Here is a 16,266-nt window from a genome sequence, read left to right as displayed (position 1 = left end):
TTCCAAAAATTAAATTAATCATTCTTGTCTTGTGGAGCGGGCATCCTTGCCCGCCTGCTTCGGAATTGGACGGGGCAAGAGAAAGCCCATTTATACTTAGTTATATTTTATGAATAAAATTACACTTTTGCTTTCAATAATATTTTTAACCATGTGCCTTGTGAGAATTAACTAAAATATTAGTAAACTATCCGTTACATCCGTTTTAATCCGTTGCCAATCTTTTCACCACACTTAAAAACTCCTGCAATATCTTTGATAAAATTTCTTCTTTACGCCAAACTGCGGCAATTTCAAGCATCGGCGCCACATCAAGTGAACGATACACTACACTTACTTTATGCCGTGTTTCGGCGCCTGCTGCAACGAGAGAAATTCCCATTCCTGACTCCACAAAACTCAACATTACTTCTGGTGGACTTGCTTCTTGAACTATATTTGGTGTAAAACCTGCTTTTTGACATGCATTTATGATTTGAGCGTATAAATCTGGTTTGACGTGTTGAGGACAAATTATAAACGGTTCGTTTGCTAACGCTGAAAAAGTTATTACTTCTTGTTTTGTTAATGGGTGATTAAATGGAAGCGCAACTACTATCGGTTCGCATAACAAAGTTAATATTTCGACTTTCTGAAGTTCAACTGGTGGATGAATAAAACCAATATCAATTTTTTCATCAAGTAACGCGCGTACTTGCTCTTGAGAAGACATTTCCGTTAATGTTACCTTTGCATCTGGATAATTAGCGCGGAATTCTTGAATAATTTCAGGCAAAACTCGATTAAACGCACAAATAGAAAATCCAATTGTAATATTTTGGCGCCGCACCTCTACAGCTTTACGCGCAGATGAGAACGCACGTTCAGCTTGCGCTAATGTTAAACGCGCTTCGTCCAAAAACGCTGTTCCTGCATCAGTTAGCAATACACCACGTTTACTGCGTTCAAATAATTTAACCCCCAACTCATCTTCAAGCTGCTTTATTTGACGACTTAGCGGTGGTTGTTCCATGTACAAACGTTCTGCTGCGCGCCGAAAATTCAGTTCTTCAGCAACCGTGACAAAATACTTAAGTTGGCGTAGTTCCATATATTTAATTAGTGATACCTTTTGGGTATCAGTCTAGCTCAAAAAAGGTCTTAGACATAATAATTTAAAGCTTGCATAATCAGGGTTATAAGATAATGGTAGTGATATGAAGACAGTAGAACTACATGCATTGGGTATCAGTAACTTGAAAGTAAACGAACAACCTGTTCCTGTTCCGAAACCTGAAGAAGTATTAGTTAAAATCGAAGCTGTATCTCTTAACTATGTTGATTTGTTAGTTGTTAAAGGTTTACTTAATCCGAACTTAGAGCTACCTTATATACCTGTATGCGACGGCGCCGGAATTGTTGAAAGTGTTGGCGCCAATGTCACAGAATTTCAACCAGGTGATAAAGTAGCAACAACTTTTATACCAAATTGGATAAGTGATAAACCTACTAGTCAAACCACTGATTACTTGGCTCGTCAAGGATTAGGTAATGTCGCAGGGCAATTGAGCGAGTATAAAATATTTCAAGTTAACCAATTAATCAAAATACCTGTTAACCTTTCACTTGTAGAAGCATCTGCATTACCAATTGCTGGTTTAACAGCGTGGAATGCACTCAAATACGGCAACCTTCAAGCAGGTGATACAGTTTTGCTACATGGTACAGGTGGAGTGTCGATTTTTGCACTGCAATTTGTAAAAGCTTTAGGTGCCAAAGCAATTATTACATCAAGCAGTGATGAAAAGCTTGAAAGAACAAAAAACTTAGGCGCCTACTTTACCATAAACTATAAAACTACACCCGATTGGGAAAACATTATTTATAAATATACAGATGGAAAAGGTGTAGATATAGTTGTCGAAACCGTTGGCGGTAGCAATCTACAAAAATCACTTAATGTACTGCGGATGGGTGGTCATATTTCGGTAGTGGGTTTACTTGATGGCTTTGAGACTAGTATTAATACCTTAGCACTATTACATCAGCAAGCTACGATTAAAGGAATGGAAGTAGGTTCAACCAATGATTTTATAGCCATGAATCAAGCAATTGAAGCTTATAATATTCATCCTGTGATGATAAAGTTTTCACCTTACAACAGACTCAAGCTGCATTTGAATATTTAGACAATGGTAAACATTTTGGTAAAGTAGTGATTAAGCTTTCAGATTTTATATTATGATGCAGAAGTTTTTTTCTCCAGCTATCTTAACAGTATTTCTTTTCACCTCAATAGAAACAGTCGCCCAAAATTCCAATGTTAAAGCTCCGATTGAATTGCCTGCTAATTTTCAATATCCAAATGGAATCGCGCGCTCTTCTAAAGGAATGTTATATGTTGGTTCTGTGACAAGCGGTCAAATACTGCGTATTAACTCCCAAGGTAAAAGCGAGACTTTCTTCCCAGGAAGTAGTGAAATCTTTGCTGCTAATAGTTTACGGCTTGATGAGCAACGAGAAATTCTTTGGGGAGCTTCTTCTGATTTTCTTGGAATTAAGAACTCCAAGGGTGAAACAGTTAGGCGCCCACACCGCATTTTTGCAATTGATACCCGTACAGGTAAAGTACTGCGTGTTATTCAAATGCCTGATAGTGGTTTTGGGAATGATATAGCGCTTGATGATAATGGTGGTGTTTATCTTACCGACAGTTCACGTCCTCGTATTCATTATCTGGCGCCTGGAACAAGTAAGTTACAAGTTTGGGCAGAAAATCCACTATTTAATTCTAAGCAAATAGGACTTGCTGGTATTGCTCGCAGACCAGATGGTGTAGTCATTGTGGGTCTGTTCTCTACTGGAGAGCTTTTTAAAATTACACCTCAACCATTTGGAGTTGCTGTTGAAAAAATATCTCTAACACGCAAACTTGAAAACCCTGATGGAATGCAATTTGCTCCAGATGGAAAACTACTTGTAACTGAAGGTAGTGTAACAAGCGGTAACGGGCGCCTACTTAGTATTGATGTGCTTTCACCCACAAATACACCTCGGTCAATAGAAACTATAGCAGCAAATATGGAATCACCAGTCAATTTGACTGTTGCTGGTAATGATGTTTTGGTTACAGAGTCACGCATTCGCCATCGTCTTCTACCGGGACAAGAGAAAAATGTTCCAAGTCGCTTCTTTATTCGTCGTTTTAATTTGAGGAAGTAAATATGAAAACTAGAAAACTAGGTAATTTAACTGTTTCTAGCATTGGTTTAGGATGTATGGGAATGTCGGGAATGTATGGAAGTGCGGACGAACAGGAAGCTATCGCAACTATTCATAAAGCCATCGAATTAACACAAGGTGGCGCCGCTTTTCTTGATACAGCGGATGCATATGGTGTTGGGCATAATGAAGAGTTAATAGGTAAAGCAATTAAAGGTAAACGAGAACAAGTTATAATTGCAACAAAATTCGGGCTTGCTAGCACCAGTAAAGATGGTAAAGCAATGCCTGTAAATGGTAAACCCGAATATGTTCGACAAGCTTGTGAAGTTAGTTTACGTCGCTTGGGAATTGAGACTATCGATTTATATTACCAGCACCGCGTTGACCCGAATGTACCAATTGAAGACACTGTAGGAGCAATGGCTGAGTTAGTAAAAGAAGGCAAAGTTAAATATATAGGTTTATCCGAAGCATCAGCGAAAACTCTACATCGTGCAAGTAAAGTGCATCCTATTACTGCATTACAAAGCGAATATTCTTTATGGAGTCGGGATGTTGAAACTGAAATTCTACCTACTTGTAAAGAATTAGGTATTGGTTTTGTTCCTTGGAGTCCTTTGGGAAGAGGGTTTCTTACAGGACAAATTCAGAAATTTGAAGACTTAGCACCCGATGACTGGCGCCGTAATTCTCCCAGGTTCCAAGGTGACAATTTTCAACATAACTTAAATTTGGTTACTCTTGTGCAAAAAATCGCAGTTGAAAAAAATTGCTCTCCTGCACAGCTAGCACTAGCTTGGTTATTAGCACAAGATGAAAGTATTGTTCCTATCCCAGGAACTAAGCGCATTTCTTATCTACTGCAAAATTTGGGCGCCTTGGATGTTCTGTTAAGTAATGAAGATTTAGTGCGAATTAATACTATCGTACCAAAAGGTGCTTTTTCTGGTGAGCGTTACCCTGCACCGTTGATGCAAATGGTTAATATTTAATAATGATAATAATCGTCATTTATATATAATATAGCTAGTTTTCCTAGAGGATATTTTGAAAGTTGATTTATCCTCTAGGAATTTCGCAATGTAGGCAGCTTTTCTAAGAACCCTATTAGGCTTCTCTGCACGTGTTTCTGTAGTAACATAATTTACCTGTATTTTAGTGTTGGATTGACTGCACAGGCAGGATGCCTGTGCCACATATAGTATTTTTGTATTTGAAGCAGAAGAGTATTGATAAATCTGCTAATCAGCCCTTGCGCGCAGTGCTGGGGATGGGAAAACTGCCTGAAAACCTTGTTGTCGTTGACCAGGGTCTTCGGGGCCAGTATCCCATAAACTTTCATAGTAGAAAAAGGCGACACCCAAACCACGTTGCTGTGCGGCTTGTACTTGTGACTTAATTTGCTGCATTGGAATTCGCCGCGTCCGTAATCCTGCCATAATCCCAATACCTGTTGGTATATTTAGTTGTTGGGTTTCTACAATTTCTGGACGGGTAATTTTAGAAGTAAACGAACCTAAATCGTCACGATAGACTTGCATTACCAACTCGTCAACAATATTTAACCTTACCCAGTTCAACCAGTCTTGAAGTTGGAACTTGTAGGCAAAGTTGTAATAATTGGGCGAAACTGAAACAATCGCGTTTGGTTTGCGCGCTTTTACTGCTTGGTTAAGTTGCAGCATAAAAGCGGTAATTTTATCTGCACGCCAACGCATCCACGCTTGGTCTTGAGGGTTAGATGGAGGAGCTTTTCCAGTCTCTTGAGTATACAAAGATATTGTATATCTATCGTAACCAAATTCGTGAGGCAAACTCATGTGGTCATCGAACTGGATACCATCGGCATCATACTTAGTTACGATTTCTAACACGAGGTCACTAATAAACTTTTGTACTTCTGGGTGGAAGGGGTTGAGCCATGCCACCTCACCTGCTGCACTAATTGACGTTTGGCTTCCATCGCGTTTTCGTGTTAACCATTCGGGATGGTTTAAAGCTAACTCTGAAGTTTCAGGCGCCATAAAACCAAATTCAAACCAAGGAATAGCCAGTAACCCACGACGATGCGCTTGATTAATTACATCCGCAATAATATCGTGCCCTTCTGTACCCCTATATACAAATGGCTGAATTTCAGCGCGTTGTGCAACTTCGCTTGGGTACATTACATATCCAGAATTCCAAACAACCGGATAAACAGTATTAAAGTTTAATTTACGTAGTTTATCCATCGCTTCGCCAACTTTAGTCCTATCCCTTAAAATATCAAGGTCATTATTAGTCATCCACACACCCCGGATTTGCTGCCCTGGTCGTTGTACTCTTTGAACAGGTTGTGGTACTGGTTGAGGAATTGGTTGGGGAACGGGTTGTGGCTGTGGTACAGGTTGCGGTACAGGAACAGGTTGTGGAAACCCATCAGTTTCAGCAGGTGGAAACGGCTGAGTTTGAGGTATTGGAATAGGTATTGGAACGGGTTGAGGAAATTGCGGTTGTGGTGGAATTGGTTGTGGTGTCGGAAACTGTGGTTGTGGCGGAATTGGCATAGGCGCCGGAAATTGCGCCAACGCAGGAGCAAAAGTATCTAGTATTATTACTCCAACAAAAGTCAATAGAAACAAAATTGGTACAATTGACTTCAGCTTCAACCTAAGAAGAAAAATCGAACTAAGTTTTATTGATTTGAATGACATGTTAGTTACCCACGCACGCCATCGCATATTTTTGTGATGGAATCTACTCGCCATATAGTTTACAGTTAATGTATGTTTACTCCCACGAGCAATTGGCAATGCTTCTCTTTATGCCATACCGTGCGCTATCCGTGGTGTATCAAATAACTTGATACAACAAAAGAAGGCAAACTACTAACCCTGACGCACCTAATTCGCCAGTAGTGCCCACAACATTTTTATTTGTGACATGAAAATGGCAACGGATAACTGTAGGTTGGGTAAAAGCTTTGCGTAACCCAACGTATTTCCATTGAACATTTTCGGTAGGTTGGCGCCGTGTATACATAAGGATAAATATGATGAGGCGCCTCCGAATAGAAGTTTTTGGTGCATAAAAAATACAACTCAGACATAACAACGAATGAAAGGGTTAAACCAAACCCCCACAACAACTTACTACAACGCATCAAAACTAAGCATTATGATAAATCGTATTTACGCTACGTTAAGTATGACAATTCTAGCAACCGCGCTAGTTTCCACCACAGCAATAGCTGCACGACCCACTTCAGAAGTTATATCTAAAAATTGTAACGATGGTGTTCACACAACGTTAATTAGTTCACGCCCAGTAACACCTAGTTCTAACCTACCAATTACGGCGCCTTCGGGTGGTGGGACTGAAAAGAAAACTTGTGAAACTACTAATGCACCTGGCACAAATGAGCAAGGAGAAAATGGAACTAACCGTTGTACAACTTGCACCTACTCCAGTAGTGGACATGTGTCAGTAAAATGCATTTTTAAAAAAGCTAAAACTCCAAGTAATTAAAACTTTTGGCGCCTGTATATAGCCATACTTATAAACTTTGGTAAAAAGGCGCCAATATAAAACGTTTGTATCTTCTATTTTTATCCAGCAAAATTAATGATAATTTAAACTTATTAATTTTTTAATAGGAGACTAAAATGTCTGGGGTATCCATGCATTTGTACTGGTGGCATCTAGGAATTGTACTTTTCAATGTAATTGCTTTGTATCCAAGTACGGTACTTGCTCAAATTACCCCAGATGCGACTCTACCAAATAATTCACAAGTCACACTGTCCAATAAAACTTTCAATATCACAGGAGGAAGCACTGTTGCAAGTAATCTGCTCCATAGCTTTAAAGATTTTTCTATACTTTACGGTAATGGCGCCATCTTTAATAATGCTGTAAATATTCAAAACATTATTGTTCGAGTTACGGGAAATTCTATCTCTAATATTGATGGCTTAATCAAAACTAACGGGGGTGCCAACTTATTCCTCATGAACCCCAATGGTATTATTTTTGGTAAGAATGCTCAACTAGAGATTGGTGGTTCTTTTCTTGCCACATCCGCCAACAGTATCAAATTTGGCGACGGTTTTGAATTTAGTGCTGTTAACACTGAGTCTAAATCTTTACTCACTATAACGGCGCCTGTTGGTTTGCAGTTTGGAACTAATCCTGGAGCAATTGTTGTTCAGGGGAATGGATATAATTTGTCAACCCAGCAAGCAATATTTTCTCCATTAATGAGAGGTAGCAGTACAAATGGTTTACAAGTGTCACCAGGAAATACTTTAGCATTAGTAGGTGGGAATATAGATTTACTTGGTGCTACTTTATACTCTGAACAAGGGCAGATTGAATTAGGCAGTGTAAATAACGGGCAAGTTAATCTAACTTCAACTCCTCAAGGTTTTGCTCTAAATTATCAAGGAGTCAAAAATTTTGGTGATATTCATTTATCACAGCAAGCATTAGTTGATGCGAGTGGGGGTGGCACAATTAATGTGCAGGGTAATAATGTATCTTTAGCCGATGGTTCATCAATATTTATTCAAAATCAGGAATCGCAAAAAGGAGGAAGTATAAATGTAAATACTGTGAGTTCTTTAAAACTGAGTGGGATTAGTCCTTCTTCAAAATTTAATGGAGGTTTAAGCAGTGAGACTACAGGCAGTGGAAGCTCTTCAAACCTAACGGTTTCAACTAAGCAACTAGAGATTAATAATGGAGCAGCAATAGTTACTCGTTCTTTCGGCTCAGGTCATGCAGGAAATATAAATGTTAATGCCTCTAGTTCTTTAGACTTGATTGGATTTACACCATCAAATCCGTATTTATCTAGTGTTATTGCTTCTGGGGCTTTTAATTCTGGAAATGCGGGAGATATATCAGTACTGACCAATCAAATAACAGCTTTAAATGGAGGAAATATAGGAACTGCAACTCTTGGTCAAGGTAACGCAGGAAATATAATAGTTAACTCTAAATCTATTGTATTAATTGGACAAAGCAGCACATATATACCAAGTTCCATATCTGTCGCCTCTTTTGGTGCAGGAGATGCAGGACAACTCACAATTAATACATCTAGCTTAGTAGTTAGAGATGGAGGAGAAGTAAATTCTTCTACTTTAGCTACTGGTAGTGCTGGTGATGTTACCGTCAATGCTAGAGATTATGTAGAAGTCAGTGGTACTTATCCAAAGTCTACACCTAGTTCTGTTGCTTCATCTGCGTCGATTAGAGATAAGTTGTTTCAACAAACTTATAAACTCCCACCAATTCCTAGTGGCTTTTCTGGGAATGTAACAGTTAATACTTCTATTTTGAATATAAAAGATGGTGGTTTGGTGACTGTTAACAATCAAGGTTTAGGTAGAGGCGGAACTTTACGAGTTAATGCTAATTCTATCAAAATTGATAGTAGAGGTGCTTTTTCCAGCGCCACCGCATCGAGTAGCGGTGGTAATGTTGAACTAAACGTCAAAGATTTATTACAAATGCGTTCTGGTAGCAGCATTACCACTGAAGCCAATGGAAATAATAGTATTGGCGGTAATATTACAATTGACGCTGGTGTTATAGGTATATTTGAGAATAGTCAGATCAATGCTAATTCGATAAATTTTCAGGGCGGAAAAGTACTAATTAACACGGGTGCAATATTTGGTTCTCCAGATAGTCAAATTACTGCTAGAGGATCAACACCTCAACTCAATGGCACGGTGCAAATTAATACACCATTAGTCAATTCTAGTAAAGGTTTAGTGCAACTTACAATTCGTTTTGTTGATGCCTCGAGACAAATATCTAATGCTTGCACTCCAGGTAATTCTAAGTTTAACGATACTTTTACTGTAACTGGACGTGGAGGTTTACCCCCGCATCCATATGAACCATCTCGTGTTATGACTACTGATAGTGCTTGGGTAAGATTTCCAGTCAAACGAGAAGAGACCAATGTGAAAATAAACCTGTCTTCCTTAATTACAGCTTATCCGACCATTATAGAAGCTTCAGGTTGGATAGCTGATACTCGTGGGAATATAGAATTAGTGGAGAAAGCAACTCAAACTCATATAATATTGCATCCTCTTTCTTGTTCTGAATTAAAATAAGTAAAAAAGGTTACTCTAATTTCCCCTTTATTTTGTTTTATCCACCTATATTTAAAACTCAATATAGTATGCCAACTCTAAGTAAAAGGATGATTTTGAAGCTGATATCATTTCATCTAGGTCTACTTTTTATTTGTTGAGTTGTATCCTGTCAAAGTAATATTTTTAACAGTTTGAATGTTCGCAACCAGCTTATTATTAATTGTCGCACAATTCAACACGGTTTAGTCGATATTCAAATTCTGCCACAAGCTGTGGCAGAATTTCTTTAATGGGTTAAGAAAAGCACCGATTGTAATTTTGGCATGGCAGTTGTTATAGTCATATTGATACTGGCAGAGTGTTGTGCTTTAGTAAAAGTAAAACTAGTTTTAACACTGTCACTTACTACTGGGCGTTCGCTTATTTTTAGAACCAAAGGGGAATTAAGAGAACCGCTCAAAAAAGTATACCCATATCTATCCACCAGTGGATAAATATTGACAACCGGAAAGATAGCAGTCAATCTTTCCTCCCTTGAAGGAGTCACACCTTCACTGCCTAATGGAGAGAATTAGACCCTCTTGCTCAAGAGTCAAGCTTTGCTCGTCCTTTTAACCACCTTATTGATGGTACGAACGGTGTTCACTGAGCTATCACTAGTAGAACCTGTTAGATTAGGTGAAGAGAACCAAGCATTACGAGAACCTACCTTCAAGTAATACTTATTAAAGCGTTGCCAATGTGCAAAGACGTGCTTACGAGCTTCAGGGCGTACTGAAGTCTGAAAGGCGTATCTCGCCAGCAACCGCTCATGATAAATTCTCATTCCACGACGAGCTATGACTAAAGCCGCAGAACTATCACTTCCCATGCCATAACGACGCATGTATTTTACAACACCAATCTGGCTGGAATATTTAGGACTGACTTCTATGACTTGAATACCTAATTTTAGGCATCGAGATTTTAATAATTCAAAAAACTTGGCATAAGCAAACCCAGATAACATGCGATTATATTTACGACCACGTAAAAAAAGTTTCTTTTTTGAGGAGAAATCTAATTTTTCAATCACAATTGGTTTTTTTGTAGCCAAAGCTCTGGATGTAATTTCCGTAATGGCAACAGCCAGTCGCGCTTCTGTTTGTTCAGTAGAACACGAATGTAAATCTAAATTAATTTTTCCCCAGCCAATTGGATTACCGTGATGATTTGTAGTACACCAACCAATAGACCCAGGATTAATATCTATGCCAATACACCCCTGAACAGGGCTATTACTAGTAATTACAAAATCGACCAATGTGGTAATAGCTACTACCCATTTACCTTTTTGATTTTTACTAAATACATAGGTAAGAGCTTTGTTTAATGCCCAAGCAGTAACTATTTTATCATATCCATATTCATTGATTTTGTGAAGTGGTAAAGTTACATACGGACCAAACTTTTCTTCTAAAAAATAGGGAACACGAATCGGTAATATTTATCACCATAACAAAAGCCTCTCTTAAGCGGTTATTTGGGGCATAGGGGTAGCATAAATCATAAAATAGCTAAAAGCCCTATCCTAAACGAAAATGCCTGAATCGATTGCATAGTCTAGATTATAAGCCCAGTAAGCCTTTATTAAATCATGAGGTCAAAAATGAGCGAACGGGCAGTTACTAGGCGCCAAACCCGGATTTGAGGAAAGCTACATTAACTTAAATTGAGCAAGGTCAAGATATTTCAGTACAAAAGCAGTAATTAATAGTTAAAAAAAAACTTAATTTATTGAGTAATTACTGAAGACAGAGAAACTACAACTAAGGAAAAATTATAGTACAATTGTAGAGTTCGGAATATGTCTCCTAGAAAGAAAAGTAATCTGCAATTACCAGCCAATTACGCCGATGTACTTAAATCGATTAAAATGCGTATCCAGTCTGCCCAAATTCAAGCGGCCATAGCAGTCAACAGAGAATTAATATCCCTTTATTGGGATATTGGACATGAGATTATCTCACGTCAAGAGTCAGAAGGGTGGGGAACTGCCGTAATTGAACGATTAGCTTCGGATTTACAAAAATCTTTTCCAGGAGTTAAAGGCTTTTCTGCACGAAATATTTGGCGCATACGAGCCTTTTACTTGGCTTACACTCAGGATATTCAAAGCACTTTAGATATTGCCACAGGTGTGGATGCTCAAATTCTGCCACAGCTTGTGGCAGAAATTCCTTGGGGTCATAATCTGCTGTTATTAGAAAAAGTCAAAGACTTACAAGCAAGGTTTTGGTATATTCATAAAACTCTTGAGTATGGTTGGAGTCGTTCGGTCTTATGGCATCATATAGATACAAAACTTTATGAAAGACAATTTGAAGCCGAAAAGACAACAAATTTTAATTTAACTTTACCTTCTCCTCAATCTGATTTGGCGAAAGAAGTTTTAAAAGACCCTTATAACTTTGATTTTTTAACTTTAGCAAAAGATGCTCAAGAGAAAGATTTGGAAAAAGGCTTACTAGACCATATACGAGAGTTCCTCCTGGAATTAGGAGTTGGTTTTGCTTTTATTGGTAGCCAATACCATTTAAGAGTGGGCAATGACGATTTTTATCTTGACTTACTTTTTTACCATGTTAAATTACGTTGTTATATAGTTATTGACCTAAAAATGACGGAATTTAAGCCAGAATTTTCTGGAAAAATAAGTTTTTATATTTCGGCTGTAGATGATTTATTACGCCACCCTGATGACCAACCAAGTATTGGCATTATCTTATGTAAGTCAAAAGATAAAACAATAGTCGAGTATTCATTGCGTAGTACGAATATGCCAATTGGTGTTTCAACTTATCAACTAAGGGATGCTTTGCCAAAAACATTAGAAGGAAGTTTACCAACTATTGAACAGTTAGAAGCTGAGTTAGATACGCTTGCTGCAACAATTGAAGATGATGAATAAATGTAGCAACTAGTTTACGGCGCCTGTAAATATAAAATCATCATCCGTTACATCCGTTCTCATCCGTTGCAAGCTACCCACTTGGCGCTTAGAGTAAAATAGATACAGTAAAGCAACGGAGCTAATAGCAGTGAACATCACCGCTTCAATAACCAAAATGCTGAAACTAGCTATTTTGTGCCTGATGATGTTCCTACTGTGGACTGGTAATAGCTGGGCACAAGTTACTGTAGATGAAAAAATTGCTCCTCTAGTTGAAAAATTAATCGATAACAACGCGCGTGTTCGACTAGAAGCGCACGATGCACTTGTAAGTATTGGTTCCGGTGCAGTTCCCACACTTGTAGAAACTTTAAATAATCCAGATTGTAATATACGTTGGCGCGCAGCTTGGGTATTAGGAGATATGGGCACCGAAGCTGCATCTGGAGTTCCAGCACTAACAAAAGCTTTACAAGACGAAGATACTCAAGTACGTATGTATGCTGTATTAGCATTAGGCGCCATTGGTATACAAGCAAAACCAGCGGTTCCAGCTTTAATGGCAGCATTACAAGATAAAGAACTGTACGTTCGGATTTATGCAGCTTCGGCATTAAGAAGAATAGGTATGGAAGCAAAAGTAGCTGTTCCATCTTTAATAAATGCACTCAAAGATGATAACCCGCGCGTTCGGAAAAATGCCGCTTTGGCTTTGGGTGCAATGGGAACTGAGGCAACTTCTGCTGTTAAAGATATGATTCCTCTGTTGAATGATACCGAATATTATGTGAGGTATGGGACGGCAAAAGGGTTAGGTGGTATTATTGGTGCCTATCAGGATGTTGCCGATAAATTACCAAGTGCTAAGTTAACAAAGGTAATTACTGACTTTGAGCAAGTTACAAAAATTGTAGAAGAACATCAACAGAATTTTACTGAAATTGACGCTGCAAGAATACGGCGCCCGTTGGAAGCTTTGAAATCTGAGAAAGAAACGCGGTTATTTGATAGAGTAGTCGAATGGCTTCTCAAGCATAAGTTACTTTTGGGTGTTGCTGCATATGTGACTTTGTTGCCTACTCTATGGTTTATGATGTTGCGAGTTAAACCAATATGGCTGTTAAAGATTAATAATGCTCTTAAGCCATATACTGATTTTTCATTACCCCTTGTTAGTATTAATGTACCTTTAAGGTATGTGTTATTCGTTGGATGGTTTCATTACCATCCTAAAGTACTTGATGCATGGGTAAGTAAATATATTGAGTCAGCGCGCGAGCAGTTTCCAAAAAAAGATACTGTTAGTAATCGCAATACTTATATTCCCATTCCAGTTGTGCTTGATGGTAATACGGTAGCACAACTGGCGCCGGATAATTTACGTGCGACTTTTTCTAAACAGCGTAGTTGCTTGATAATATCAGGTGAAGGTGGAATTGGTAAAACTAGTTTGGCTTGTCAAGTTGCCAACTGGGGAATGAGTGATACTGCTGATAAGCGCTTGTGTCAGCATTTAATGTTACCTGTGCTGTTAGAAGAAGACTTTCGTGCGGTAGATGGAAAGTCATCATTGAAAGAAGCTATTCGTGGACAGTTACAAGCATCAATAGATGAACCAGAGCCAATATGCGAGGAATTACTAGTTAAGCTGTTACGAAAACAACGTATATTAGTAATAGTAGACCGTTTCTCTGAATTAAATACAACTACTCGCGAAGCTTTACAACCAGACTCTCCAGACTTTCCAGTTAATGCGCTGGTTATTACATCACGGTTAGAAGAGAAGCTAGGAAGGGTAAATAAAACTACAATTAAGCCATTGCGAATTGAAGCAAACAAGCTTTCCTCATTTATGGAAGCTTATTTAATGCAGCGTGGAAAGCGTGATAAATTTACAGACCAGGAATTTTTTGACGCTTGTAATCGTTTGTCGTTAATGGTCAGTCACGGTAATATTACGGTACTATTAGCAAAATTATATGCCGAGCAGTTAATAGCTAATGTTGAAAAACAAGTTGTATATGATATTCCGCAAACGATACCAAATTTAATGCTGGGGTATCTCAACGAACTAAACCGCGATGTTGCTGGTGATAAATTGGACGATAGAATTATACATCAAGATACAAAAGCAATAGCTTGGGAATGTTTACAGCGTAATTTCCAACCAGGTACAGCTTTGCGTACTGATGCTATAGCTGCTTTATTAACTATAAACCCTTTAGATGTAGACAGGCGCCTCGACTACTTAGAAAATCGTTTACATTTAATTCAAACCGTTGGTTCCGCAAAAGATAAAATCAGGTTTTGTCTCGACCCATTAGCTGAGTACTTAGCTGGTTTGTATGTTGTGGAGATATATGCAAACAACGATGGTAAATGGCGTTCAGGATTTTTTAAAAAAGCTGATGATTTAGTGAAAGCCAATGGGCAGGATATAATTAAAGGGTTTTTACTGGCAGTTTATGATTGCTACCTGTCACAAATTATAGGCGCCAAACCTTCAGATTTTGTACCAGTTAGATTAAGTAAGCTGACAGGTGTTACAAGTGCTATACAATCAGTGGCGCCGTGATTTTTAGAGATTATATATATCTCTTGTGGAACAGGCATCCCTGCCTGTCATAAAATTATAAATCTTGTAGAACGGGCAAGGATGCCCATTCCACAAGAGTAATATTATTTAAGCAACAGCATAACCAGTATATTGCCTAACATTAGGATGATGAAACGCTAAAACAATCTTGTCTTTAGGTACACCCGCAGAGACGTGACATGTCACGTCTCTACATTTAGGTTATTTAATAATTGTTAACGACTATTTTGTTCTATCAGTTTACAGTTTTGCGGCGGTAGATTCTAGAATAGTTTTGAGTTGCTTTCTAAGTACTTGTTCGGTTTGAGCTACTGTTGCTCCAGCTTTAGCCGCTTTTTTATCTGCTTCTGTTTGATATTCGTCTACAGGAGAAGGTTCACCGTTGGCTATTTTTGTTTTTGTTGCGTTGTATGAAGTTTGTGCTGTTTCCCAACGTTGCTTAACTTGGGTGTAACGGTCGCCATATTGCGCTGTTAATTTATCATCCCAGTTAGCTAATAGTTCTTTGAGGGAAACGTAATCTTTTTGAAGACTTACAGATAATTTGCCTCTTAGAGCGTTGAAAACTGTTAAGAGTAAAGATATTATACGACTGCGAGGTGCTTTTTGCTTTTGGGTTTCGACTGCAACAAGGGCGCCATCAACAGCATCTAGAATTTGTTGTTCACCAATAGCTTGGTTGGTAACTGTTTGCTGTTGAGTATTGCTATCTTTTACACCTGCGATGGCGCCTTCCATTGCTGCCATTGTTTCATCTTTAGCTTGTTGACCCTTAGTCTTGAAATTTTCTATAACTGCTGTAACGGCATCTTTAGCGATATTGCGAATTTCGCCAGAACCACCTTTAAGCTCATTTACAGCTTCATTGACTGCAACTTGAACTATTTCACGAATTCTTTTAGTTCTGGCGCCGCCTGTTTCTTTGACTTGTGCTAAATCTTGAGCAATACGTTCTTTAATTGTAGACATATGATATTCCTCCCAATGTTCTTAATTAAAATAATGACGTGTGTTTAAAATATACGCAGATAATAAAATACAAGTAAATCGTAATTGTGTTTAATTTACAGTCACAGCTTCAACATCAATTACATTATTTACTACATTATATACTTTGTCCGTATCGACTTGAGCATAAGTATCATGCTTTTTGCGGTTTTGAAGTTTCTCCATAACAATTTGGGATACTTCAGCAACTAAAAAGGTAGCAATTACACCATCATCAATAAGTCCTAAAAGTGGTATAGCATCTGGTACTATATCTATAGGACTAATAAAATAAAACAACGCTGCAACAACTGCTGCCCAACGATACTTAGGATTACGTAAAGCTTTACGAATTCCGTTTTGCAATACCTGTGTAATAAATTGCTTTCTCATTTATACTTCCTTTGCCTCACAAATTTATATTGACAGATATATCGCAGAAAATCCGG

The 16,266-nt window shown here is 38.2% G+C and carries 13 protein-coding genes and 1 pseudogene; 7 read left to right on the top strand and 7 right to left on the bottom strand.

Annotation, left to right across the window (positions count from 1 at the left end):
- Window positions 1-205: 205 nt before the first annotated feature.
- Window positions 206-1,090 carry a LysR substrate-binding domain-containing protein gene (locus DSM106972_RS25980; protein WP_127083416.1) on the bottom strand — a complete coding sequence of 295 codons (885 nt, stop codon included), beginning with the start codon at window positions 1,088-1,090 and terminating at the stop codon, window positions 206-208.
- Between the two features lie 106 nt (window positions 1,091-1,196).
- On the opposite strand from DSM106972_RS25980, the gene DSM106972_RS25975 reads away from it, so the two are divergent.
- Genes DSM106972_RS25975 through DSM106972_RS25965 form a run of 3 tightly spaced genes read left to right on the top strand, consistent with a single transcriptional unit; the run spans window position 1,197 to window position 4,196 of the window.
- On the top strand, window positions 1,197-2,168 hold the full coding sequence (locus DSM106972_RS25975) for a zinc-dependent alcohol dehydrogenase family protein (protein ID WP_233787273.1): 972 nt from the start codon (window positions 1,197-1,199) through the stop codon (window positions 2,166-2,168).
- A 52-nt stretch (window positions 2,169-2,220) separates the two neighbouring features.
- Window positions 2,221-3,201: an SMP-30/gluconolactonase/LRE family protein gene (locus DSM106972_RS25970; RefSeq protein WP_127083415.1), complete on the top strand. Its 981-nt coding sequence runs from the start codon at window positions 2,221-2,223 to the stop codon at window positions 3,199-3,201.
- A 2-nt stretch (window positions 3,202-3,203) separates the two neighbouring features.
- Window positions 3,204-4,196 carry an aldo/keto reductase gene (locus DSM106972_RS25965; protein WP_127083414.1) on the top strand — a complete coding sequence of 331 codons (993 nt, stop codon included), beginning with the start codon at window positions 3,204-3,206 and terminating at the stop codon, window positions 4,194-4,196.
- A gap of 249 nt (window positions 4,197-4,445) precedes the next feature.
- On the opposite strand, the gene DSM106972_RS25960 is transcribed toward DSM106972_RS25965, so the two are convergent.
- Entirely contained in the window at window positions 4,446-5,900 is a 1,455-nt protein-coding gene (locus DSM106972_RS25960; RefSeq protein WP_186538542.1) for a glycoside hydrolase family 10-like protein, read from the bottom strand.
- Between the two features lie 189 nt (window positions 5,901-6,089).
- Window positions 6,090-6,275: a hypothetical protein gene (locus DSM106972_RS25955; protein ID WP_148129251.1), complete on the bottom strand. Its 186-nt coding sequence runs from the start codon at window positions 6,273-6,275 to the stop codon at window positions 6,090-6,092.
- Window positions 6,276-6,363: 88 nt separating this feature from the next.
- Between DSM106972_RS25955 and DSM106972_RS25950 the strand changes: the two genes are divergently transcribed.
- Window positions 6,364-6,714, top strand: a complete 351-nt coding sequence (locus DSM106972_RS25950) for a hypothetical protein (RefSeq protein ID WP_127083600.1) — start codon at window positions 6,364-6,366, stop codon at window positions 6,712-6,714.
- 137 nt (window positions 6,715-6,851) lie between these two features.
- The gene (locus DSM106972_RS25945; protein ID WP_127083412.1) at window positions 6,852-9,320 is read left to right on the top strand and encodes a two-partner secretion domain-containing protein; all 2,469 of its coding nucleotides are present in this window, start codon (window positions 6,852-6,854) and stop codon (window positions 9,318-9,320) included.
- Between the two features lie 574 nt (window positions 9,321-9,894).
- Here DSM106972_RS25945 and DSM106972_RS25940 read toward each other — a convergent pair.
- Window positions 9,895-10,605 carry an IS200/IS605 family accessory protein TnpB-related protein gene (locus DSM106972_RS25940; protein WP_233787274.1) on the bottom strand — a complete coding sequence of 237 codons (711 nt, stop codon included), beginning with the start codon at window positions 10,603-10,605 and terminating at the stop codon, window positions 9,895-9,897.
- Between the two features lie 543 nt (window positions 10,606-11,148).
- Between DSM106972_RS25940 and DSM106972_RS25935 the strand changes: the two genes are divergently transcribed.
- A complete protein-coding gene (locus tag DSM106972_RS25935; RefSeq protein ID WP_127083411.1) occupies window positions 11,149-12,252 on the top strand; it encodes a PDDEXK nuclease domain-containing protein in 1,104 nt (367 codons plus the stop codon).
- A 130-nt stretch (window positions 12,253-12,382) separates the two neighbouring features.
- Window positions 12,383-14,809 (top strand): HEAT repeat domain-containing protein, encoded by a 2,427-nt coding sequence (locus DSM106972_RS25930; protein ID WP_233787275.1) that lies wholly within the window; start codon window positions 12,383-12,385, stop codon window positions 14,807-14,809.
- A 108-nt stretch (window positions 14,810-14,917) separates the two neighbouring features.
- On the opposite strand, the pseudogene DSM106972_RS25925 reads toward DSM106972_RS25930, so the two are convergent.
- From DSM106972_RS25925 to DSM106972_RS25915, 3 genes and pseudogenes are all read right to left on the bottom strand, one after another.
- A pseudogene (locus DSM106972_RS25925) lies at window positions 14,918-15,004 on the bottom strand (element excision factor XisI family protein); the annotation flags it as partial.
- A 66-nt stretch (window positions 15,005-15,070) separates the two neighbouring features.
- On the bottom strand, window positions 15,071-15,799 hold the full coding sequence (locus DSM106972_RS25920; protein ID WP_127083409.1) for a hypothetical protein: 729 nt from the start codon (window positions 15,797-15,799) through the stop codon (window positions 15,071-15,073).
- A 90-nt stretch (window positions 15,800-15,889) separates the two neighbouring features.
- Window positions 15,890-16,210: a YkvA family protein gene (locus DSM106972_RS25915; protein WP_127083408.1), complete on the bottom strand. Its 321-nt coding sequence runs from the start codon at window positions 16,208-16,210 to the stop codon at window positions 15,890-15,892.
- Window positions 16,211-16,266: the final 56 nt, after the last annotated feature.

This window comes from Dulcicalothrix desertica PCC 7102 (genome assembly GCF_003991905.1).
GTDB lineage: Bacteria > Cyanobacteriota > Cyanobacteriia > Cyanobacteriales > Nostocaceae > Dulcicalothrix > Dulcicalothrix desertica.
Note: the sequence above shows the minus strand (reverse complement) of the source record. Positions and strands in the feature narration are given on the sequence as shown.